The 21,284-nt window shown below is 51.4% G+C and carries 14 protein-coding genes and 1 pseudogene; 1 reads left to right on the top strand and 14 read right to left on the bottom strand.

What is annotated here, in order from left to right; all coding sequences use genetic code 11:
• Positions 1 to 79: 79 nt before the first annotated feature.
• The 9 genes from uvrA to ACTTK7_RS05020 form a co-directional block, all read right to left on the bottom strand.
• Positions 80 to 2,965, bottom strand: a complete 2,886-nt coding sequence (gene uvrA / locus ACTTK7_RS04980) for an excinuclease ABC subunit UvrA (RefSeq protein ID WP_462866302.1) — start codon at positions 2,963 to 2,965, stop codon at positions 80 to 82.
• A gap of 7 nt (positions 2,966 to 2,972) precedes the next feature.
• Positions 2,973 to 4,949: an excinuclease ABC subunit UvrB gene (gene uvrB / locus ACTTK7_RS04985; RefSeq protein WP_462866304.1), complete on the bottom strand. Its 1,977-nt coding sequence runs from the start codon at positions 4,947 to 4,949 to the stop codon at positions 2,973 to 2,975.
• A gap of 194 nt (positions 4,950 to 5,143) precedes the next feature.
• On the bottom strand, positions 5,144 to 6,337 hold the full coding sequence (locus ACTTK7_RS04990) for a hypothetical protein (protein WP_462866306.1): 1,194 nt from the start codon (positions 6,335 to 6,337) through the stop codon (positions 5,144 to 5,146).
• A 60-nt stretch (positions 6,338 to 6,397) separates the two neighbouring features.
• A complete protein-coding gene (locus ACTTK7_RS04995; RefSeq protein ID WP_462866307.1) occupies positions 6,398 to 7,858 on the bottom strand; it encodes a S41 family peptidase in 1,461 nt (486 codons plus the stop codon).
• A gap of 251 nt (positions 7,859 to 8,109) precedes the next feature.
• Positions 8,110 to 8,988 (bottom strand): YitT family protein, encoded by an 879-nt coding sequence (locus ACTTK7_RS05000; RefSeq protein WP_462866309.1) that lies wholly within the window; start codon positions 8,986 to 8,988, stop codon positions 8,110 to 8,112.
• A gap of 69 nt (positions 8,989 to 9,057) precedes the next feature.
• Positions 9,058 to 10,162 (bottom strand): peptide chain release factor 2 gene (gene prfB / locus ACTTK7_RS05005; protein ID WP_462866311.1). Its coding sequence is split into 2 segments (ribosomal slippage): positions 9,058 to 10,089 and positions 10,091 to 10,162, totalling 1,104 coding nucleotides; the frame shifts between segments, so codons are not numbered across the junction.
• 90 nt (positions 10,163 to 10,252) lie between these two features.
• Positions 10,253 to 12,745 carry a preprotein translocase subunit SecA gene (secA, locus tag ACTTK7_RS05010; protein ID WP_462866313.1) on the bottom strand — a complete coding sequence of 831 codons (2,493 nt, stop codon included), beginning with the start codon at positions 12,743 to 12,745 and terminating at the stop codon, positions 10,253 to 10,255.
• A 254-nt stretch (positions 12,746 to 12,999) separates the two neighbouring features.
• A complete protein-coding gene (gene hpf, locus ACTTK7_RS05015; protein ID WP_462866315.1) occupies positions 13,000 to 13,596 on the bottom strand; it encodes a ribosome hibernation-promoting factor, HPF/YfiA family in 597 nt (198 codons plus the stop codon).
• 225 nt (positions 13,597 to 13,821) lie between these two features.
• Positions 13,822 to 15,249, bottom strand: a complete 1,428-nt coding sequence (locus ACTTK7_RS05020) for an NAD-dependent succinate-semialdehyde dehydrogenase (protein WP_462866317.1) — start codon at positions 15,247 to 15,249, stop codon at positions 13,822 to 13,824.
• A gap of 525 nt (positions 15,250 to 15,774) precedes the next feature.
• Here ACTTK7_RS05020 and ACTTK7_RS05025 point away from each other — a divergent pair.
• Positions 15,775 to 16,797: a DUF6612 family protein gene (locus ACTTK7_RS05025; RefSeq protein WP_462866319.1), complete on the top strand. Its 1,023-nt coding sequence runs from the start codon at positions 15,775 to 15,777 to the stop codon at positions 16,795 to 16,797.
• Between the two features lie 32 nt (positions 16,798 to 16,829).
• Here ACTTK7_RS05025 and ACTTK7_RS05030 read toward each other — a convergent pair whose 3' ends face one another.
• The 5 genes and pseudogenes from ACTTK7_RS05030 to gnd all read right to left on the bottom strand — a co-directional run bounded on the left by ACTTK7_RS05030 (position 16,830) and on the right by gnd (position 21,268).
• Positions 16,830 to 17,210, bottom strand: a complete 381-nt coding sequence (locus tag ACTTK7_RS05030; protein WP_462866321.1) for a hypothetical protein — start codon at positions 17,208 to 17,210, stop codon at positions 16,830 to 16,832.
• Positions 17,211 to 17,309: 99 nt separating this feature from the next.
• Entirely contained in the window at positions 17,310 to 17,666 is a 357-nt protein-coding gene (locus ACTTK7_RS05035) for a hypothetical protein (RefSeq protein WP_462866323.1), read from the bottom strand.
• A pseudogene (gene fliS / locus ACTTK7_RS05040) lies at positions 17,666 to 18,040 on the bottom strand (flagellar export chaperone FliS); the annotation flags it as partial. The gene ACTTK7_RS05035 and the pseudogene fliS, both read right to left, overlap by 1 nt.
• 173 nt (positions 18,041 to 18,213) lie before the next feature.
• On the bottom strand, positions 18,214 to 20,232 hold the full coding sequence (gene fliD, locus ACTTK7_RS05045) for a flagellar filament capping protein FliD (RefSeq protein ID WP_462866324.1): 2,019 nt from the start codon (positions 20,230 to 20,232) through the stop codon (positions 18,214 to 18,216).
• A 136-nt stretch (positions 20,233 to 20,368) separates the two neighbouring features.
• Positions 20,369 to 21,268 carry a phosphogluconate dehydrogenase (NAD(+)-dependent, decarboxylating) gene (gene gnd / locus ACTTK7_RS05050; protein WP_462866325.1) on the bottom strand — a complete coding sequence of 300 codons (900 nt, stop codon included), beginning with the start codon at positions 21,266 to 21,268 and terminating at the stop codon, positions 20,369 to 20,371.
• Positions 21,269 to 21,284: the final 16 nt, after the last annotated feature.

Raw genomic sequence — 21,284 nt, forward strand, 5'->3', positions numbered from 1 at the left:
AGAACCGGTACATGGACTTTTTAGCCTTCTGCTTCCTATTACATACGAAGAACAGTGGTATCCGTTTCAGTCGATTCTTCTATGATGAAGGGGTATGGGCGGCCTGCTCCGATGCTTCCCATTGCCTGGCCATGCGCTCCCGTTCTCTTTCAAGTACGGGCTTTAAATAATAACCTGTATAGGAAGCCTTTGACTCCGCTACTTTTTCCGGCGTGCCGGTAGCCACAATTTTGCCTCCGCCTGCTCCGCCTTCCGGACCGAGATCAATGATGTGGTCCACCGTTTTAATGACATCGAGATTGTGCTCGATGATTAAAACAGTATCGCCATTATCCACAAGCCGCTGGAGCACCTTCAGGAGCCGGTCGATATCATCCACATGGAGACCAGTCGTCGGCTCGTCGAGGATATAAAGGGATTTGCCCGTGGAACGGCGGTGCAGCTGGGAAGCAAGCTTTACACGCTGGGCTTCCCCACCTGAAAGTGTCGTTGCCTGCTGTCCTAGTTTTATATACCCTAAACCAACGTCATATAACGTTTGGATTTTGCGCCGGATTTTTGGAATATTTTCAAAGAAGTCCACCGCCTCTTCCACGGTCATTTCAAGTACATCGGCAATGTTTTTGCCTTTGTATTTAATTTCGAGCGTTTCACGATTGTAGCGCTGACCGCCGCACTCTTCACATGTGACATAAATATCCGGAAGAAAATGCATTTCTATTTTGATAATACCGTCGCCTTTACACGCTTCACAGCGTCCGCCCCGGACGTTGAAGCTGAAGCGTCCCTTCTGGTAGCCGCGGATTTTCGCTTCGTTGGTCATCGCAAATACCTCACGGATATTATCAAATACCCCGGTATAGGTCGCAGGGTTTGAGCGCGGCGTCCGGCCGATCGGCGACTGATCGATATCAATCACTTTTTCAAGCTGATCGATACCTTCCACGCTTTTATGTGCGCCCGGCTTCTGTTTACCGCGGTGAAGCTTCTGCGAAAGCACCTTGTATAAAATATCGTTGATCAGCGTACTTTTCCCGGATCCTGAGACACCGGTAATCGCACTCAGCAGGCCGAGCGGGACATCTGCATTCGTACGCTTCAGATTATTTTCCACTGCGCCTTTTACTTTCAGCCAGCGGTCGGAAGGCTTACGCCGTTCTCCCGGGAGCGGAATAAATTTTTTTCCCGCTAAATACTGACCGGTCAAGGAGGCGTCGTTTTCCTTCAATTCCTCTGGTGTACCTTCTGCAATAATGTGACCGCCGTGGCGGCCGGCCCCGGGGCCGATGTCAATGATATGGTCGGCAGCAAGCATGGTATCCTCATCGTGTTCAACGACAATCAGCGTGTTTCCAAGATCACGCATGTTCTGCAGCGTCTGTATCAGCCGGTTGTTGTCCCGCTGGTGAAGGCCGATCGACGGCTCATCGAGAACGTAAAGGACACCCATCAGTGCCGAACCGATCTGGGTAGCCAGCCGGATGCGCTGCGCCTCCCCGCCTGACAGCGTACCGGCAGAACGGCTCAGGGTTAAATAATCGAGACCGACATTAATGAGAAAGCCGAGCCGTTCATTGATTTCACGCAGAATCAAACGGGCGATCTCCATTTCTTTTTCCGTTAGATCGATGTTTTCGACATACGTATACGCCTGCTGTATTGAAAGGTCCGTCAGCTCCCCGACGTGAATATTCCCAAGAAGCACAGAACGCGCCTCAAGGCTCAGGCGGTGGCCTTTACACGTCGGGCACTGCTTGTTGCTCATATACTGCTGCATCTGTTCACGGGTAAAATCCGATCCGCTCTCACGATAGCGGCGGGAAACGTTGTTGAGCACGCCTTCAAAATAAATCTGGCGCTCCTGGACCTGGCCGCGTTCATTTTTATGACGGAAGGTTATTTTCTGCTGGCCGTTGCCTTCGAGCAGTATTTCTTTATGCTCTTCCGGAAGATCTTTAAATGGCGTGTCCATATCAATATTAAAGTGATCACAGGCCGAGCGGAGCAGCTGCGGATAATACTGGGAGCTGATCGGCTCCCATACAGCGATGGCATGCTCCCGCAGCGTCCGGTCCGGATCGGGAACTACAAGGTCGCTGTCCACTTCGAGCTTGCTGCCAAGACCGTCACAGGTCGGGCAGGCGCCGTATGGACTGTTAAAGGAAAACATTCTCGGCTCAAGCTCCCCGATCGAAAATCCGCATTCCGGGCACGAGTGATGTTGGTTGAACCGCATTTCCTTTTCACCGACAACATCAATCAGCACCTTCCCTTCCCCGAGTTCGAGGGCTGTTTCCAATGAATCCGCGAGCCGGGACTCCACCCCGTCTTTAATGACAACGCGGTCCACCACTGCTTCAATATCGTGCTTTTTATTTTTTTCGAGATTGATTTCTTCTCCAACGTCGCGCATTTCTCCGTCCACGCGAATACGCACCAGCCCTTTTTGCTTCAGCTGGTCCATCACCTTCACATGCTCTCCCTTTCTGCCGGCAATAACCGGAGCGAGAATCTGCATTTTCGTCCGTTCGGCATAAGCCATCATCTGGTCAACCATCTGGGAAATGGTCTGGGAGGTGATCGGCACATGGTGGTACGGGCAGTAAGGCGTACCAACTCGCGCAAATAAAAGCCGCAGGTAGTCATAAATTTCCGTCACGGTGCCGACTGTGGAGCGCGGGTTCTTGCTCGTCGTTTTCTGATCAATCGATATCGCCGGGGACAGCCCTTCAATGGAATCAACGTCCGGCTTTTCCATCTGCCCTAAAAACTGGCGGGCATACGCGGACAATGATTCGACGTACCGGCGCTGTCCTTCAGCATAGATTGTATCGAAGGCGAGCGAAGATTTCCCGGAGCCGGATAATCCAGTCATGACGACCAGCTGGTCCCTAGGAATTGTCACGTCAATATCTTTTAAATTGTGGGACCTCGCCCCCTGAATCTTAATGTTATCTGCTGCCATTCGTTGGTCATCCTTCCGCTTTAAGTTCTAATACCATATCGCGCAGTTCGGCTGCGCGTTCAAACTGCAGGTCTTTGGCCGCCTGTTTCATTTCGTCTTCCATTTGGTCGATTACTTTTTTCCGCTCCGTCTTGCTCATTTTATCGAGAGCCGGTTTATCAATATCAGATGAATCCTCTGAGCTGACTGTTGCCTGGATCAGGGCAGGGATTTCTTTTTGGATCGTTTTTGGTGTGATGCCGTATTTTTCGTTATGCGCTATCTGGATCTCGCGGCGACGATTCGTTTCACTGATCGCCACATCCATTGACCGCGTGATTTTGTCTGCGTACATAATAACATGCCCGCGGTCGTTCCGGGCAGCACGACCCATCGTCTGGATAAGGGAGCGTTCCGCGCGCAGAAAGCCTTCCTTGTCTGCATCCAGAATGCCGATCAGCGACACTTCCGGAATATCGAGCCCTTCCCGGAGAAGGTTGATGCCGACCAGAACATCAAACTGGCCGAGACGCAGCTGGCGGATAATATCGATCCTCTCGAGCGTTTTAATGTCCGAGTGCAGATACTTCACCCGGATGCCGAGCTCTTTTAAATAGTTGGTCAAATCCTCCGCCATCTTCTTGGTGAGCGTCGTTACGAGCACCCGCTCGTTTTGCTCCCGGCGTTCATGAATTTCGCCGATCAGGTCATCGATCTGTCCTTCAATAGGCTTCACTTCCACGGTAGGGTCAAGCAGACCGGTCGGCCGGATAATCTGTTCGATAACTTCCGGTGCGTGTTCAAGCTCATACGGTCCCGGGGTCGCGGAAATGAACATCGCCTGGTTAATCCGCTCTTCAAATTCATCAAATTTCAGCGGGCGGTTGTCCATCGCAGACGGAAGACGGAAGCCGTGGTCTACGAGCACCTGCTTTCTCGCCTGGTCCCCGTTGTACATACCGCGCACCTGCGGAAGCGTAACGTGGGACTCATCCACCACGAGTAAAAAATCATCCGGAAAATAGTCAATCAATGTATACGGCGCATCCCCCGGGTTCCGGAAGGTCAAATGCCTCGAATAGTTCTCGATGCCGGAGCAAAAACCCATCTCCTGCATCATTTCAAGGTCGTAATTGGTACGCTGTTCGAGCCGCTGCGCCTCAAGCTCCCGGCCGTTCGCCCGAAACTTTTCGAGCTGTTCCTGAAGCTCCTGCTGAATATTTTTAATGGCCCGTTCCATTTTTTCTTCCCGGGTCACAAAGTGGGAGGCCGGGAAAATGGCAGTATGCGAGCGTTCACCGATAACCTCACCGGTCAGGGCGTCCACTTCAGTGATACGGTCGATTTCATCGCCAAACATTTCAACACGAATGCAGTGCTCGTCTCTTGAAGCCGGAAAGATCTCGACGACATCGCCGCGCACGCGAAACGTCCCGCGCACGAAATTAATGTCGTTACGCTCGTATTGAATGTCCACGAGCTTCCGGAGAATCTGGTCCCGTTCAATCTCCATGCCGGTCCGGAGCGAAAGCACCAGATCCCGGTACTCCTCCGGAGAACCAAGGCCGTAAATGCAGGAGACACTGGCGACAATAATAACGTCTTCCCGCTCAAATAAGGCGCTCGTCGCCGAGTGCCTTAGTTTGTCAATTTCATCGTTAATACTCGCGTCCTTTTCAATAAATTGGTCTGTCTGCGGTACGTAGGCCTCCGGTTGATAGTAGTCGTAATAACTCACAAAATATTCCACCGCATTGTTTGGAAACATTTCCTTAAATTCATTATATAACTGCCCGGCCAGTGTCTTATTGTGCGCCATGACAAGCGTCGGCCGGTTTACTTCTGTCAGCACGTTGGATACTGTGAACGTTTTGCCGGTCCCTGTAGCTCCGAGCAGTGTCTGGTATCTTTCGCCGTCGCTCAACCCTTGAACCAGCTTTTCAATCGCCTGCGGCTGGTCGCCCGCCGGGTTATATTTACTAGCCAGTTCAAATGTTTCGTTCATATTAGTCCCTCACTTCCTGTCTGCGTTCCGGTCATATGTCTATTTACTATACCACATGAAGATTGGAAAGAAACAACATAAAAACGAACGTATATTCGCTATTATTATTGTACTCCACTCCCCGGTAATTGCAAAGAAAACGACATTTCCCCTGCATCATGCAAAAAAACAGAACCCGGCAGGGGGGTTCTGTTTTACTGGGCCGTATGCATGCTTTCCGGTGCCGTTCGTTCTTTATTAATCATCAATATCCCAAGCTGATGGTGCTGATTGCTGTAAAGCGCCGCCTGCGCCTGGCGAAGCTCTCCGTTAATATCCTCCACGTCCAGCCGGCAGTAGGCGGAATTTTTCTGCACCGCCCGGTACAGGCTCGCTTCATCATATACTTTTTCGCTGTTCACCCGCCGGATAACCTCACCTGCTTTAATATGCATGCGGTCTGCCGGAGACTCCGGCAGGACAGCGAGTACGGATATTCCGTCTCCGCGGAGCGTATAAAGAAAATTGCTTTTAGCTGAACTGCCGGCAGCAATGGTTACCCATTCCCGCAGCAGAATCAGGACAGCCGTAATTACCGGAATAACCCATCCGCTGTAAAAATAAGCAAGTGCTGCACCGGCGCCGGTAAGGACAGCGATTCGTACAACCCACCACCCGGCCGAACGCACCTGCACAGCTGCCAGACGGTCGAAGGTTTTCATCCGTATGCCGATCACTGCCGGCAGAAGAAGAAGAGAAAAAGCGGTCCCGCCCGGAAGCAGCGGCCACCAGCCTCCTGCCTCAACAGCGCTCCCCGGAATAAACAGAAATACCGGGAGCATCCAGAGGCGGTGCGTGATCTGACCTCCAATCGGCTTGCCGCGGCGGCTGACTGTCCGTATCGGAGAAAAGAACTTTGTCCCGTTCCAGACAATCAGTATTCCTTCCGCAAGCGTGAGCACTGCGAGCCAGACCATCAGAGAAAAAGCATCAAAGCCATTTCCGAGCCAGGCTGCGTCAGAGAAAAACGGTACCGCAGCCCCGGCAGCATCAAGCGCCAGAGCCGCTAAGAATGACGTTCCCCACACGTGCAGAGCGGTCAGCCAGCGGTGCAGACCTGATACTGCCAGCAGGGCGCTGATCACTATTGCAAGCACGATTGTTCCCAGAGGCAGTGAAATGCCCGTAACAATGGTGACGACCGAGACAAAAGCAGCGATTACGATCGCCGGAATAACACTCATCGTCATTTCCATCAGCATTGGATACATTTTAGCCTGAAACATTTTCCGTTCTCTTTTCACTCGAAGATAACCAACCATAAGCATGGCTGCTATCATTATGTAAGTCAGCGGGTTCAGAAAAAACCACGCTAACGCAGGACCAATTTCATCGATTATTCCCTGCATCCACTATTTCCCCCTTTTCTTTGGACCGGGCAGAGCCCGGCCACCGGTATCAGCCTTCATTTATTTTTCTGCGACTACATCAAGCGCGCGCTGCAGCTGCTTATCGTTATCCCGGTTCTGGACATTTTCAAGCACAAAATCGTTCAGCGCATCTGCTGTTTCCGGCGTCAGCGTTCCGGTGGCTTCCAGACCTTCCTGTTCCTCCTGGAAATCCTGTACCGCCGCTTCGGTTTCTTCGCTGTAGTACCCGTCTTCACGTCCCGGATCGAAGCCGGCCCCCTTTAAGAGGGTCTGCGCAGTCGCAATATTTTCTCCAGTCGTATCCGGCTCCAGGGCTTCCTCAATGGACAAAATAGATGCCTGGAAATAGTCCGGCTGCTCCTGCTCAATGGTCGGCTCCACGCCTTCTTCATTAATCCAGTTTCCATCCGGTGTCAGCCATTTGGAAACAGAGAGCTTCACATCGCTTCCGTCATCCAGTTCCATTACCTGCTGGACCGTTCCTTTGCCATAGGTACTCTGCCCTACCAGCTCAAAGCTTCCGGACTCCTTCATTGCAGCTGCCAGAATTTCAGAAGCAGAAACACTTCCCTGGTCAATCACGCCGACCACCGGGTAGTCTTTGTTCTCCTCTAAGGATGAGGTCACCTCTGAAATTGTGCCCTCCCGGTCTTCAATTTCGACTACCGGCTCTCCGCCCGGAATAATCATGCTGCCGATGTCTTCCACCGCGTTCAAATATCCGCCCGGATTTCCACGGACATCAATCACCAGTCCGTCAATGTTTTCACTCTCCACCTGCTCGAGCTGGGTTTCGAATTCATTGGCTGTATTTTCAGAAAATGACGATACATTCAAATAACCGATGCTTTCCCCGTCCTGTTCGATCACTTCGCCCTCTACGGTTTCGATCGGAATTTCATCGCGCTCCACTTCAACATTAAAAGGCTCCCCGCTTCCCCGCTGTACGGTGAGGTTCACGTTCGTTCCTTTTTCTCCGCGGATTTTCAGGACCGCTTCATTGAGCTCCAGATTTTCTGTGCTTTCTCCGTTAATTTCCAAAATATCATCATTTGGCTGAAGTCCGGCGGCTTCTGCTGGAGAATCATCGATTGGAGAAACGATAGTTACCGCGTCCCCGGATTTATTTACTTCAGCTCCAATGCCTTCGAAGGACGACTCCAGTGACTGCGTGAATTCCTGTGCTGTGCTTTCACTCATGTAGCTGGAGTGAGGATCATCGAGTTCTCCGATCATTCCTTCGATAGCCCCCTGCACCAGCGCATCGTCATCCACTTCTGTCATGTATTCGGAGTCGATCAGATCATATACAGAACTGATTTTATTTAAGTCTTCTTCTGACACGTTTTCCGTTCCGCTGTCCGAACCGGATTCGGACAGTGCAGGTGAGTTCGCCCCCGACTCTCCTCCCCAGACAGAAGCACCTACGGCCGCGCCTCCGGTCCCGGCTGCCGCTGCTGTGACCAGAATTGCTGCCGTCACTTTGATGTTTTTCTTCATCTATTTCACTCCAGCTTTATTAAAGTCGTAACCAAACCACAGACTATACGAAAGAGGAATCAGCTGCACGAGCTGTTCCTCCGAATCGAAAACGACGAGCCGTCCCTGAACCTGCGAAGCGGGTCAGTTCGATGGTGTCACGCAAGTGGCGTCTTTCATCGAACTTCCTTACAACAAGGGTGGCTCCGCTTTTCTTTAGTGTAGCATGAACTTCTATGGTTCTGAAACACAATGTTGGCGCTTCCGCTTTTTTACACAGAGTTGCCCTGATTTTCAAATCCCTGGCCAAGCACTTCTGAAGCGTTGCTTACAACCACAAAGGCTTCGGGATCCTGCAGCTGGATCACACGCTTCAGCCGGGTGACCTCCCCACGGTTGACGACGCACATCAGCACCGGACGCGCATCATTGGTAAAGCCCCCACGTCCTTCGAGTTTGGTTACCCCGCGGTCCACTTCTTTTAAAATGGATTTGCGTACCGTTTCTTCGTGCTTTGTAATCACAAAAGCCACCTTGGCATAGCCCAGACCGGTCTGCACGACATCAATAGTTTTTCCGGTAACAAATAACGAAATAAGGGCATACAGTGCGAACTCCAGGCCAAATATGAATGCCGAGCCCGTAACGATCAGCCCGTCCATAATAAAAACTGAGGTACCGAGCGTCCCCCCGGCGTATTTATGAATAATTTGAGCTAGAAGATCCGTCCCTCCAGTCGAAGCACTCGCGCGAAACACCAGTCCAAGACCAAAGCCCACTCCGATTCCGCCAAATAACGCACCGAGCAGCGGATCATCGATGCCGATGTCCCAATTCCTTGTGAAATAAACAATAAACGGCAAAAACAGCGTCCCAATTATCGTTTTTGCCCCGTACTGGAGTCCACCAAGAAGCAGGAGACCGAGAATGAAAAGGAGAACGTTGGTGATTCCTATCGTTACAGCCGGTTCTACGTTCAGCGAAGCCTCCAGGAGGGTCGCAAAACCACTTACCCCTCCGGATGCGATCGAGTTCGGCAGTAAAAAAGCGTTATAGGAAACAGCCACAACGGCCGTTCCGGCAAAAATCTGGAACCCGTTGACCCATTTCAACGCCGTTTTTGACATTGGTTTTCTTCTTCGGTTTACCATTACACTTCCTCCTTTTGGTTTGACGTAAAAAGAGCCTGCGCGAACGCAGGCTGCTGATTTTGCCCTTTGTTATACTTTCATGCTTGCACGCAGATACTCATCGATGAACGGGTCAAGATTGCCGTCCATCACTGACTGCGTGTTCCCCATCTCAACATTCGTCCGGTGGTCTTTCACCATGTTGTACGGATGAAACACGTAAGAACGAATCTGGCTTCCCCAGCCAATTTCTTTCTGTTCTCCGCGGATTTCATCCATTTCCTGCTGGCGTTCTTCAATCTGGCGCTGATACAGCTTTGCCCGCAGCATTTTCATCGCCTGATCCCGGTTTTTCAGCTGGGACCGCTCGTTTTGGCAGGTGACGATGATGTTTGTCGGCAGGTGGGTGATCCGCACGGCGGAGTCCGTCGTGTTTACGTGCTGACCGCCGGCACCGCTCGCACGGTACGTATCGATTCTCAAATCCTCTGTCCGCACTTCCACCTCTACGGAGTCCTCCATTTCCGGCATGACCTCGCAGGAGACAAATGAGGTGTGCCGGCGCCCGGAGGAGTCAAACGGGGAGATCCGCACGAGCCGGTGCACGCCCTTTTCTGCTTTCAGGAAGCCGTAGGCATTGTACCCCTTAATCATCATAGTGACGCTTTTCAGGCCGGCTTCGTCCCCGGGAAGATAATCGAGGGTTTCCACCGTATAGTTTTTCTTTTCCGCCCAGCGGGTGTACATCCGGAGCAGCATGGACGCCCAGTCCTGGGATTCCGTTCCGCCGGCGCCGGGGTGCAGCTCCAGAATGGCGTTGTTTTTATCATACGGCTCGCTGAGGAGCATCTGCAGCTCAAAATCGTTAATGTCCTTTTTCAGCTGCTTCGTGCCTGATTCGAGCTCTTCTTTTAAATCTTCATCGTCTTCTTCTTTCACAAGCTCATAGGAAACCTCGAGATTTTCGTGCTGCTCTTCAAGCTCGCGGTAGCCTTCGGTAATATCCTTTAACGCATTGTTTTCATCGATAACTTTTTTGGAGGCGTCCTGGTCATCCCAGAAGCCGGGGTGGGTCATCTTTTCTTCGAGCTCGCTTATGCGTTCCCGCTTGGCATCGAAGTCAAAGAGACCCCCTGAAGTCCGCTAATCGCTTAGCCATATTTTCAAGTTCGTTTCGAATTTCTGCCATATCCATGTGAGAAATCCCCTTTCTGAATGTAGGAGGCAAGGAAAAAGCCCGAAGCTAAGCACTTCGGGACCTGTCCCTGCCGTTTTTCGTTTCTTATTACCGCTTGTTCGGCACCGGCATTTTCCGGCTGCCGTTTGCCGGCGCTGATTTCTTTTTATTTTTCGGCTGCTCTTCTTCTGCTTCCTGTTCGTCCTGGCGTACTGCTTTTCCTTTAGCGACTTCCTGGCGCTGCAGGTTCTCTTCGTTCACTTCCGATTTGATTACGTACGTCGCTACTTCTTCTTCAATGGAGGCAATCATGTCTTCAAACATATTAAAGCCTTCAAATTTGTATTCACGAAGCGGATCATTCTGGCCGTAAGCCCGCAGGTGAATGCCCTGGCGGAGCTGGTCCATCTGATCGATATGGTTCATCCACTTCCGGTCCACCGACCGGAGGAGCAGCACTTTTTCGAATTCACGCATGGACTCTTCGTCAAATTCCTGCTCTTTTGCTTCGTAGTTCCCTTTTGCTGTCTCCCATATCTTTTCGATAACTTCTTCCTGCTCAAGACCTTTAACGTCCTGCTCTGTCAAATCGCCTTCATTCAGAACGGTCGTGTTCAGGTAGTGAAGCATGCCCTCCAGGTCCCAGTCCTCCGGTACCTGTTCCACCGGCGTATAAGCGGCAACAATATTTTTCACTGTGGAATCCAGCATACGAAGCACGATATCACGCAGGTTGTCCGATTCGAGCACTTCCATCCGCTGGGCGTAAATAATATCACGCTGCTCACGCATGACATCGTCGTACTGCAGGATTTGCTTCCGGGAGTCGTAGTTGGCGCCTTCCACCCGCTTTTGCGACTGTTCCACCGCGCGGGTGACCAGCTTGCTTTCGATCGGCTGATCTTCACTCATCCCGAGGCGCTCCATCATGCTGCTCATATTATCAGAGCCGAACCGGCGCATCAGCTCGTCCTCCATCGACAGGTAAAACTGGGAAGCACCGGGGTCCCCCTGGCGTCCGGCACGGCCGCGGAGCTGATTGTCGATCCGGCGGCTTTCATGCCGTTCGGTACCGATCACAAATAGTCCGCCGAGATCCGGAACATCGTCTCCGAGCTTGATGTCGGTACCACGGCCGGCCATGTTGGTCGCAATAGTGACAGCCCCGCGCTGACCGGCATTTTCAATGATTTTCGCTTCGTTTTCGTGGTTTTTTGCGTTCAGGATGTTGTGAGGAACGTTTTTCTTTTTCAAGTACCGGGAGATCAGCTCGGACGTATCAACGTTAACCGTACCGACGAGCACAGGCTGGCCGGTTTCGTACAATTCAGCAATCCTGTCGGCAGCCGCACGAAATTTCGCTTCCCGGGTTTTAAAAATCAAATCGGATTTATCCTCACGGACGACCGGTTTGTTAGTGGGAATCGACACTACATCCGTGCCGTATATATTGCGGAATTCCTCTTCCTCCGTTTTTGCCGTACCGGTCATGCCGCCAAGCTTCTGGTACATCCGGAAGTAGTTCTGGAATGTAATCGAAGCGAGTGTCATGCTTTCCTTCTGCACCCGCATGCCTTCCTTCGCTTCAATGGCCTGATGGAGGCCTTCACTGTACCGGCGCCCGGCCATCAAACGTCCGGTAAACTGGTCCACTATGACCACTTTGCCGTCCTGCACCACATAGTCCTCATCGCGGTGCATCGTCACATGGGCTTTTAACCCCTGGTTAATATGGTGGAGCAGCTGCACATGCTGCTGGTCATACAAATTCTCTATCTGAAATGCTTTCTCCGCCCGGGTAACGCCTTCATCGGTCAAAAGCACCGTTTTGGTTTTTTCGTCGATTGTGTAATCCCGCTCTTCCTTCAGCCGGCTCACAAACACGTTAGCCGCTGCGTAAAGCTTGGTCGACTGCTCCACCGAGCCGGAAATGATCAGCGGTGTTCTCGCTTCGTCGATCAAAATTGAGTCAACTTCGTCGACGAGGGCAAAATGCAGCGGCCGCTGCACCATTCGTTCCTTGTACAGCACCATATTGTCCCGCAGGTAGTCAAAGCCAAACTCATTATTGGTCCCGTACGTAATGTCAGCCAGATAGGCCTCCCGCTTCGCTTCTTTGCTCATATCCTTTAAATTCAGGCCGACGGTCAATCCGAGGAACTGGTAAAGCTCTCCCAGAGTTTCGCTGTCACGCTTGGCCAGATAGTCGTTGACGGTAACAACGTGCACGCCTTTGCCGGTAATGGCGTTTAAGTAGACCGGCATGGTTGCGACGAGGGTTTTCCCTTCCCCGGTTTTCATTTCCGCGATATCTCCGTCGTTTAATACGATGGCGCCCATCAGCTGTACGCGGAAGGGAGTCATCCCGAGTACGCGTGTCGATGCTTCCGCGACAACCGCATAGGCTTCCGGAAGCAGCTGTTCAAGCTTTTCCCCCTGCTGATAGCGTTCTTTAAACTCTTCTGTCTTACGGGCAAGGTCTTCATCGCTCAAAGTCTGGATGTCTTCATAAAAAGCTTCTATTTTTTCCGCTTTTTTCTCCAGTTTTTTTACATATTTTTGGTTTGTATCTCCAATGACTTTCTTTAATAAACCTCTCATGGTTTAATCATCGTCCTCTCTTTCGTACCATCTAGCCGAAATACGATTGACGCGTATAGTTGTTTTAATTGTCAGTAAGGGCTCGAAGCCTGATTTTATCTGTTGTTTTACATATATAAATGAATCGTTGTATTTCTAAGCATCACCGTATATTTTAACAGTATTCCGCTATTGTTACAACGAGTACCCGTGCTTCCGGCAAAACTAAAACAAGCCCTGCGCATTACCCGCACAGGGCTTGTTGACTCATAAAATTATTCTTCCGGCTCAATCAGGCCGTAGCGCCCGTCGCGGCGTTTGTATACGACTGATGTGTCACCGCTGACAGAGTTGGCAAAGACGAAAAAGTTGTGGCCGAGCATGTCCATCTGAAGGATTGCTTCTTCCGTATCCATCGGCTTTAAATTAAACCGTTTGGTCCGGACAATTTCAAGGCCGTCGTCCTCCTCTGTCACTTCATCCATTAACGGAGCTTCTTTCACCCCGCCATTGGCAATTTCCTCATTTAATTCTTCAATATTGTTTTTAAATACTTCCGATGTTTTGCCGTTCTGGCGGAACTTGCGGTTTACTTTCGTTTTATATTTTCGAATCTGCCGTTCGAGCTTATCCGTCGCAAGATCGATCGCCGCATACATATCCGTATGCGTTTCTTCTGCACGGAGCAGCAGCTGCGGCATAGGGATGGTCACTTCTAAAATTTTCTCGCTGTTTTGAACTTCCATATTTACATGGACGTCCGCTACAGGGGTTGTATCAAAGTAACGTTCAAGCTTGCTCACTTTCTTTTCTACGTAACCTCGAAGAGCTGGAGTCACCTCTAAGTTTTCCCCGCGAATGTTAAAGTTCATCAAGTGAACCCCTCCTTATCGTTATGTGTCTACTTTCTATATTCCTTTTGCAGAATCCTTTTCAAACAACAAAATTTTTTTAAAAAGTGAAAAGAATGTGGCATAACAAAAGGGTCTCAGGACTTATGAAACAGATAAAACCCTTTTAATTGTAAGCGCTGGCTTAACCAGAAATTTCATACAAAAAAGCTGCGCCGGAACGTTCCGGCGCAGTCTGTATTTCTATTATAATCCCATGGAAATATATTTGGTTTCAAGAAACGGCATAATGCCCTGACGTCCGCCTTCGCGTCCGATACCGCTCTGCTTCCAGCCGCCAAACGGTGCCTGGGCGGCCGATGGGCCGCCGTCGTTCCAGCCGACAATACCATATTCGAGGCCTTCGGCGATTTTCATGCCCCGGGACATGTTTTCGGTAAAGAAGTACGAAGCAAGACCGAACGGCGTCGTGTTCGCGAGCTTGACGCCTTCGTCATCACTTGTGATTTTCTGTACCGGTGCCACCGGCCCAAACGTTTCTTCGTGCATGATGATCATGTCGTGGTTGACGTCGCGGAGCACGGTCGGTTCAAAGTAGTAGCCGCCGTCCTTTTCATAGCCGCTGCCGCCGGTGACAACCTTCGCGCCTTTATCGACGGCGTCCTGCACGTGGCGTTCAACTTTGTCGTAGGCGTCTTTATCAATCAGCGGGCCGACCTTCACGTTTTCGTCCATGCCGTCGCCGACCTTCAGGTCCTTGCATGCCTCCGCAAATTTTTCGACAAACTCTTCGTATACCTTTTCATCGGCATATACCCGGTTGACGCAGATGCACGTCTGTCCGGACGCACGGAATTTTGAGGCCACAACGCCGTTGACTGCTTTTTCAATGTCTGCATCGTCAAGGACGAGTGCCGGCGCATGGCCGCCGAGTTCAAGCGACAGCTTTTTAATATCCTGGGCGCCCTGCTCCATCAAATTGCTTCCGACTTCGGTGGAGCCGGTAAAGGTAACCTTCCGGACTTTTTCGTTTGCCATCAGTTCATTGCCGATTGCCGAGGAGCTCTGGCCGGTAACCAGGTTGATCACGCCTTTTGGTACGCCCGCTTCTTCACATATTTCCACGAAACGAACAGCGGACAGCGGCGTATTCTTCGCCGGCTTCAGCACGATCGTGCACCCTGCGGCAAGAGCCGGTCCTACTTTACGGGTGATCATTGCCTGCGGAAAATTCCACGGGGTAATCGCGCCCACAACGCCGACGGGCTGGTGAATCACCATCAGCCGCTTGTTTTCCGAACCGGATGGAATGGTCTCGCCGTATACCCGTTTCGCTTCATCTGCGTACCATTCAATAAAGGAGGCCGCATAGGCTACTTCGCCTTTTGCCTCCGCAAGTGGTTTACCCATTTCCTTTGTCAGCAGTTCGCCAAGTTCATCCTGGCGCTCCATCATGAGGGTGTAAATCTTGCGGAGAATGTCTGCCCGTTCGTAAGCCGTCGTCTTCGACCAGGAATCAAACGCCTCGTGGGCGGCATTAATCGCTTCCTTCGTTTCCGCTTCGCCTGCGTTAGCCGTCTCTCCCACTACTTCTCCGTTTGCCGGATTCACAACATCAATGGTGCCTTCGTCTGCCTGTTTCCATTCACCGTTAATATATATTTTTCCAAACATACCAATATTACTCCCTTTCATGCGGAATATGCATCGTTCATTCTATACCCGCAATTTTCAATTATTATTCTGCTCATTTAATAAAGCAGACGCTTCCTATTTTAGAATAGGACACGGACAGGAGCCCCTATTTTAAAATAAAGCCTAAAAGCGCGTCTTCCCTTGTATTCCGGCGCTCCGGAACATATGATAGTACCAGGCAGCAGCACTTCGGCTGCTTACTCTTCTACATATTTCCCCTTATACCTCTGACAGCAGCAACCTCCCACACTGTTCTGTCCGTCCGGGCGCCGCTCCCCTTGTCTAAGCGGCCGCCCCGGGCACCAGAAGCCCGGCATCCGCCGGGTTTCTTTCTTATGCTCTCCTGCTGCTGAGGGTGCTTTCCTCCACGCAGTTCATATTCGTTCCCCCTCTTTGGAAAGCGGTGGAAGACAACCGTGAACGAGGTCTTATTCTTTTTTGTGTAAAAGTGTGGTATTCTTGAGGAATATGTAAAACGAATTTTAGATGGAGGTCGGAGGTTCCATGAGGAAGTCTTTTGGCGTACTTCTCGTTTCTTTAAGTCTCGTCCTTCCGATAGGATGTTCATCCATTGACAATGAACCAGATCCCACGGAAAACCAAGCTTCAGATGAGGAACCGGCTTCTGGTGAGGTTCTTTCTGAAAGTATTGACTATATGCAGGAATTAGATCGTTATTCTATTGATATAAATATGGACCAGACCATCGGCCCGGCCCGGGAAGAGCCGGTTACCAATGAACTCACCTCCCATGTGGAAGTCGGTACCGATCCGTTCGCCTACCACGAGTCTTCGACGCTGCAGACGACCGAACAGGAGCCAAAGGAAATCGAGCGCTACCTGACGGCCGAAGGCTTTTTTACGTATGATTCTGCAGAAGAAGAATGGATCAAGTATCCGGATGAATTCACCGGTGATTTGAGTGCTTCAAGCCAGTCCATCGGCGAACCATCGGCTGTGCTGGAGCTGATCGAAGCCTACGCTACAGATTTTCAAATGGACGAACAGGAGTCGGAATACGTGATCGAGGCACGAGGACGTTCCGATCAAATGCGTGAACTCGTGAAGAGCACGGTCGGTTTCACCAATGAAGATTTTGAAAACTTAATTGACGATATGCTGTTTGCCGGTAACCTGGAAGACACCGTCTACACTATTACTATCGATAAGGACTCGATGCAGACTAAAAGCATTCAGGCAGATTTTAAAATTGCCATGAATAACAGTCAGACCCCGCAGACTGCTTCCTCCACTCAGTCCCTCACGTTTGCCTATGATGAGGTAAACAATGAGCAGACAATCAGCGCGCCTTCCAACGTCATCGCTACGGCGGAAGAGCTGAACTTTGAAAATCTGCAGGAGTGGGAGGAAGGTGAACGGTTCAGCCAGATTGAAGGCCAGAGCATTTCCGAGCTCATGTATCCTGATCGCCAGCCGGCGAATTGGATTATTGATCACGGATCTCTGCCGGTGCTTGAACAGAGGCTGGGGCTGCCGCCTCTTTCCGAACAGGGCAGCGACGAATAAATAAACAGGCAGGGGGGCCGGCCCCTGCCTGTTTATTTACGCGCGAGTGCTGTCACCCGCAGCTTCCAGCGTTCAAGCACCGGCATATACACTGAAGCGACGTATCGCATCTTCTCGGCGCTGCTCATCGTTTCTGCATCTATCAGGCCCCGCAATTCTTCCGTTGCCTGCTCGAAGGCTTCAAGATCCTGCTTCCATTCCTCCTCCTGGCCAAACAGATATGCCATCGTTACTGTCTGCGAGGAAAACAGCGAGGATTCCCTGGTCGTGCTGTCGAGCAGCCGGTCGCCGTTTTCTTCAAACCCTTCCCGGTAAAAGCCTGTTACCCGGACCATACTTTCCTGCACCATCTGCAGCCAGTCGCTGTACTGCTCCAGAAATGTCGCTTCTGCCCGGCGGAGATGTTCGCTCATCATTACCTGCCCCTTTTTTATCCTTTAAGCCGTTTATAACATAATCGAAGCACGCATACATAAAAAAACCTTCAGATCGAGGTCTGAAGGCTTTACGTATTAGTTTTTGCTGTCGAAAAAATAGGCTGAAGCCGTGGCGCCGGTTTGCTCATATTTCCCCATATGGCGGCGCTTTTGACGGCTTCCCTGCAGTTCTGTGCGGATCACCTGTTTCCAGCCGGCAAGCCGGTCGTCAATATAACGATTCATCTTGACCGTCTCCTCCCCGAGCTGACGCTCGGCCTCTGACCATTCCCCTACTGGCGGCAGATCTTTCAGCTGCCGGTCCCGGGCCTGCAGAAAAAGATCCACGCTCTCAATGTAATCATCCCTTGGCTGTTCATTCTCCGGCATGGGCTGCGCCATTTTCTCGTACAGCTCCCGGGTCGTGACATACAGTTCACGGATTACACTCATTACACGCGGCCACCTTCACGGAAACGGCTCTCCCGGTCTTTTTGCATCGCCTGCTTCCATGTGTCGCGGAACTCTTCGACAAGTCCGTACACTTCCCGCAGAGCGTCTGTGTCATTACTGACATTCGCTTCGATCAGGCGGCGGTACATATAGTCATACATCTGCATCATGCTGCTGCCAAGCTCGCTGTCCGTTTTCAGGGTAATCATCAGCTCGCCGATAATGTTTTGGGCCCGAATCATCAGCTTGTTTTTTTCTTCAACCTTTCCCTCATTCATCGCCTTCTCCGCTTTTTGGAGAAATTTCAAACAGCCGTTGTATAAAAGAAGCGTGAGCTCTCCCGGCGAGGCTGTCTGCATTGCCTGCTGCCGATAAGGATTCGCTTTGACTGGCGCCGGTTTCGGAGCAGGTGCTGCCTGCTTTGGGCTGAACGTTTTCTGCGGCTTCTCTTTATCCGGTGCAGCCGTCTGCTTCATTGCCTGCTGGTACATTGCCTGTGCCTGGTTAAAACTCATATGTTTTCTTCCTCCTCAAGAAGGTGCTGTTGTTACTGGCCGTTGTTCATAAACTGCATCAAATAGTTGGACTGCGAATTGGCCCGGCTCATCGCCTGCTCCATCGCTGTAAACTGGCGGTAATACCGGTTTTCCACTGACGCCATCCGGTCCTCAAACTGAGCGATACGGTCGTCGATGTTTTCCATATTGCGGCCGAGCGTAAACTGGTGCGGAAGCAGCTTGCCTTTGTAGCCCCCGGCCCGTTCGGCAAGCGCCGACACACCGTTGTCGAGCGTTTCCCTCATCCGGCGGGCAAGTCCCTGGGTTTCGGTTGTTGATCCGCTGGCGGCAAACAGCTGGTAAACGCCTTCGCTGTCATCTTCAATCGCCTGACGCAGCTTGTCTTCATCAATTTCGAGCTTGCCGTTGTCAGTGTAGCTGGAGCTTGTCGTAATTCCGATTGAATAGAGCGTATTATACGCTGAATCGGTGCCGTTTACCTGCTCGTATAAAAGAGAGCGCATATTGTTCATGACGTTCGAGATGGAGCTGTCGCTGCGGAGCAGGCCGCTGCGGGCTTTTTCCTCCCAGAGCTCAATTTCTTTTTCGCTCATTTCTTCTTTCTGCTCGTCACTGAGCGGCTTAAAGTCCCGGTTCACCTTTTCATTCAGCTTCCCGTTTACATCTTCAACTATCTTATTATACTCTTCAACAAATCCTTTAATCGTGTCCATGACACCGTCGGTATTTGTATCCGAGCCGAGTGTTACCGCGCCGTCCGCTTCAGTGAATGCTTCTTTAAGCGTGATACTCATCCCGTTAACGTCAAACGTGTTTTTCGCACGCTCGGTTTCAAGTCCGTTCATTGTAAACACAGCATTCTGCTCGCCCTGGTTGGACTCGCCCTCTACATTGTTCAGCCCCAGCGTGTTATTGAAAAAATCACCCGAAAAAAGCATCTCATCGCCATTTTTGTTAAAGTCACCGGTCTCTGACCGGGTGAGCGCTGCTTTACCCGAATGCTCATCGTAAAACGCGCTCACGCCCGCCCCCGAGGAGCTGATGGCACTCATAATATTGTTCATCGACTGTGCACTCGTGAACGTAAATTTGTTTTTCTGTTCGTTTCCGTTTTTATCAAAGGTCGTAATGGTGTTCGTGGAATACTGCTGGGTGAATGTCGCTTCAATCGTTCCGGTCACCGCTTCGCCGAGCGTAACTCTGCCTGTTTTCGTATCCACGTAGGCTTCGTCTGTTGCGAGCTCCTTATCGGGATCTGTCACAATCTTCAGCGCTGCACCTCCGTTTACGCTGATGTCCAGCGTGTCCGGGTTAATCGCTCCCTTACCGAGCGAAAAAGAAGAGGTCGGAGCGGCCGCGTTAATTGTTTTGGTTTCATTGTCCGTGGCATACTGCACGCTAATGCTTTTGCCGCTCGTTACCGCCGAACTAAACTCCAAATCAATTTGGCCGCCCGTAAAGCTGGCCCGTACCTGCCCGGACTCGAGCGGGTCCGTACCGGTTACGACCTCGTACTGCTTGCCGCTTACCTTTACGATCATGTCGTCCGTGTTTTGTTTAAAATTGCTGCCTTCCACGCTGTAGGAGGTGCCGCCATCAGCGTTAACCGTTTTGCTTTGAATCACGCCTTCGCTCCACTGTGGTTCTTTTCCGTCTGCAAATGTCTGGCTGCCGACGGCTTCCGAAGCGGAAAAACCGGTGGCAGTCGCCCGTTCGGAGCTGCTCTGCGAAGCTGATTTGGCCAGCTGCTTGACCTCGCTGATCGAATAGGTCGCATTGCCGGCTGACGCTGAAGCCGTGGCGCTCACCCGGCTGTCGTTGGTGGACGTCGCCGAGCGGGCTGTCATCGATGATTTTTTCATAACCGAATCAAAAATCGTGTTCCGGAAATCAAAAAATTGCTTGTTTACATTCTGATACATTTCCGTCTGCCACTCGAGCGTCTGCTTCTGCTGGTTCAGCTTATTGATCGGCTGGCGCTCCGCCCGCATTAAATCCTTTACTGTCTGGTCAATGTCCATTCCTGAAGCAAACCCGGATACTCGCATGAATGATAGGCTCCCTTCTGCCGTTTTCTTCGTTACTGTTACTATCGGAAATACTTTAAGGCAGTTGAAGCATTTGCCGCAGTTTTTCTAAAATATGAAAAAAGACCCGGATACCATCCGGGCCTCTGGGACATTGCTATTCACTTTTTTCTACGGCATGGCCGCCGAAGCCTTTACGGAGGGCAGCCACCACTTTGCCGTTAAAGGTATCGGTTTCCTGCGAACGATAGCGCATCATGAGCGAGAGCGCAATGACCGGGGTGGTTGCCTCGTATTCGAGCGCGGACTCCACGCTCCACTTGCCTTCGCCGGACGAATGCATCACGCCGCGGATTTCGTCAAGCCTCGCATCGCCGCGGAAGGCTTCCTCCATCAGCTCCATCAGCCAGCCGCGGATGACCGAGCCGTTGTTCCACACGCGGGCAACCTGCTCGTAGTCATAGTCAAACGGGCCTTTTTCAAGCAGTTCAAATCCTTCGCCCATCGCGGCCATCATGCCGTACTCGATGCCGTTATGCACCATTTTCAAATAGTGGGCGCTGCCGCCTTCCCCGGTGTAGTGGTAGCCGTTTTCCACCGACAGGTCTTCCATCAGCGGCTCGAGCACCGGGAAGATGTCCTTGCGTCCGCCGATCATCAGGCAGGCGCCGTTTCTGGCACCGGAAATACCGCCGCTTGTGCCCACGTCGAAAAAGTGGACGCCTCTTGCTTCAAGTGCTTCATAATGAGCGAGCGTCCGCTTGTAGTGGGAGTTGCCGGCATCGATTAAAATGTCTCCTTCATCAAGGTAGGAAGCCGTTTCAGTAAGCACCTGGTCGGTCGCGTCCCCGGCCGGCACCATCACCCAGATGATGCGCGGCTTCGGCAGCTGATCCACGAGCTCCTGCAGGGAGGCGGCTGTGCTGCCGCCGTCGCCCTTAAAGCTTTCACGAAATTCTTCGGACAGATCGTAGGCAACCACATTGTGATTTTTATCAAGCATCTGCAGGCCGATATTATACCCCATTTTTCCTAACCCAATAATTCCTGCTTTCATGTTCTCCACTCCTCTT

It is taken from the genome of Marinococcus tarijensis, from assembly GCF_054971385.1.

Excerpts from the sequence above, each read along its gene's own strand:
- uvrB (WP_462866304.1), bottom strand. The coding sequence starts at position 4,949 with ATGAACGAAACATTTGAACTGGCTAGTAAATATAACCCGGCGGGCGAC.
- secA (WP_462866313.1), bottom strand. The coding sequence starts at position 12,745 with ATGAGAGGTTTATTAAAGAAAGTCATTGGAGATACAAACCAAAAATAT.
- ACTTK7_RS05000 (WP_462866309.1), bottom strand. The coding sequence starts at position 8,988 with ATGGTAAACCGAAGAAGAAAACCAATGTCAAAAACGGCGTTGAAATGG.
- ACTTK7_RS05030 (WP_462866321.1), bottom strand. The coding sequence starts at position 17,210 with ATGAGCGAACATCTCCGCCGGGCAGAAGCGACATTTCTGGAGCAGTAC.
- ACTTK7_RS04995 (WP_462866307.1), bottom strand. The coding sequence starts at position 7,858 with ATGAAGAAAAACATCAAAGTGACGGCAGCAATTCTGGTCACAGCAGCG.
- fliD (WP_462866324.1), bottom strand. The coding sequence starts at position 20,232 with ATGCGAGTATCCGGGTTTGCTTCAGGAATGGACATTGACCAGACAGTA.
- ACTTK7_RS05035 (WP_462866323.1), bottom strand. The coding sequence starts at position 17,666 with ATGAGTGTAATCCGTGAACTGTATGTCACGACCCGGGAGCTGTACGAG.
- ACTTK7_RS04990 (WP_462866306.1), bottom strand. The coding sequence starts at position 6,337 with ATGCAGGGAATAATCGATGAAATTGGTCCTGCGTTAGCGTGGTTTTTT.
- ACTTK7_RS05020 (WP_462866317.1), bottom strand. The coding sequence starts at position 15,249 with ATGTTTGGAAAAATATATATTAACGGTGAATGGAAACAGGCAGACGAA.
- uvrA (WP_462866302.1), bottom strand. The coding sequence starts at position 2,965 with ATGGCAGCAGATAACATTAAGATTCAGGGGGCGAGGTCCCACAATTTA.
- ACTTK7_RS05025 (WP_462866319.1), top strand. The coding sequence starts at position 15,775 with ATGAGGAAGTCTTTTGGCGTACTTCTCGTTTCTTTAAGTCTCGTCCTT.
- gnd (WP_462866325.1), bottom strand. The coding sequence starts at position 21,268 with ATGAAAGCAGGAATTATTGGGTTAGGAAAAATGGGGTATAATATCGGC.
- hpf (WP_462866315.1), bottom strand. The coding sequence starts at position 13,596 with ATGAACTTTAACATTCGCGGGGAAAACTTAGAGGTGACTCCAGCTCTT.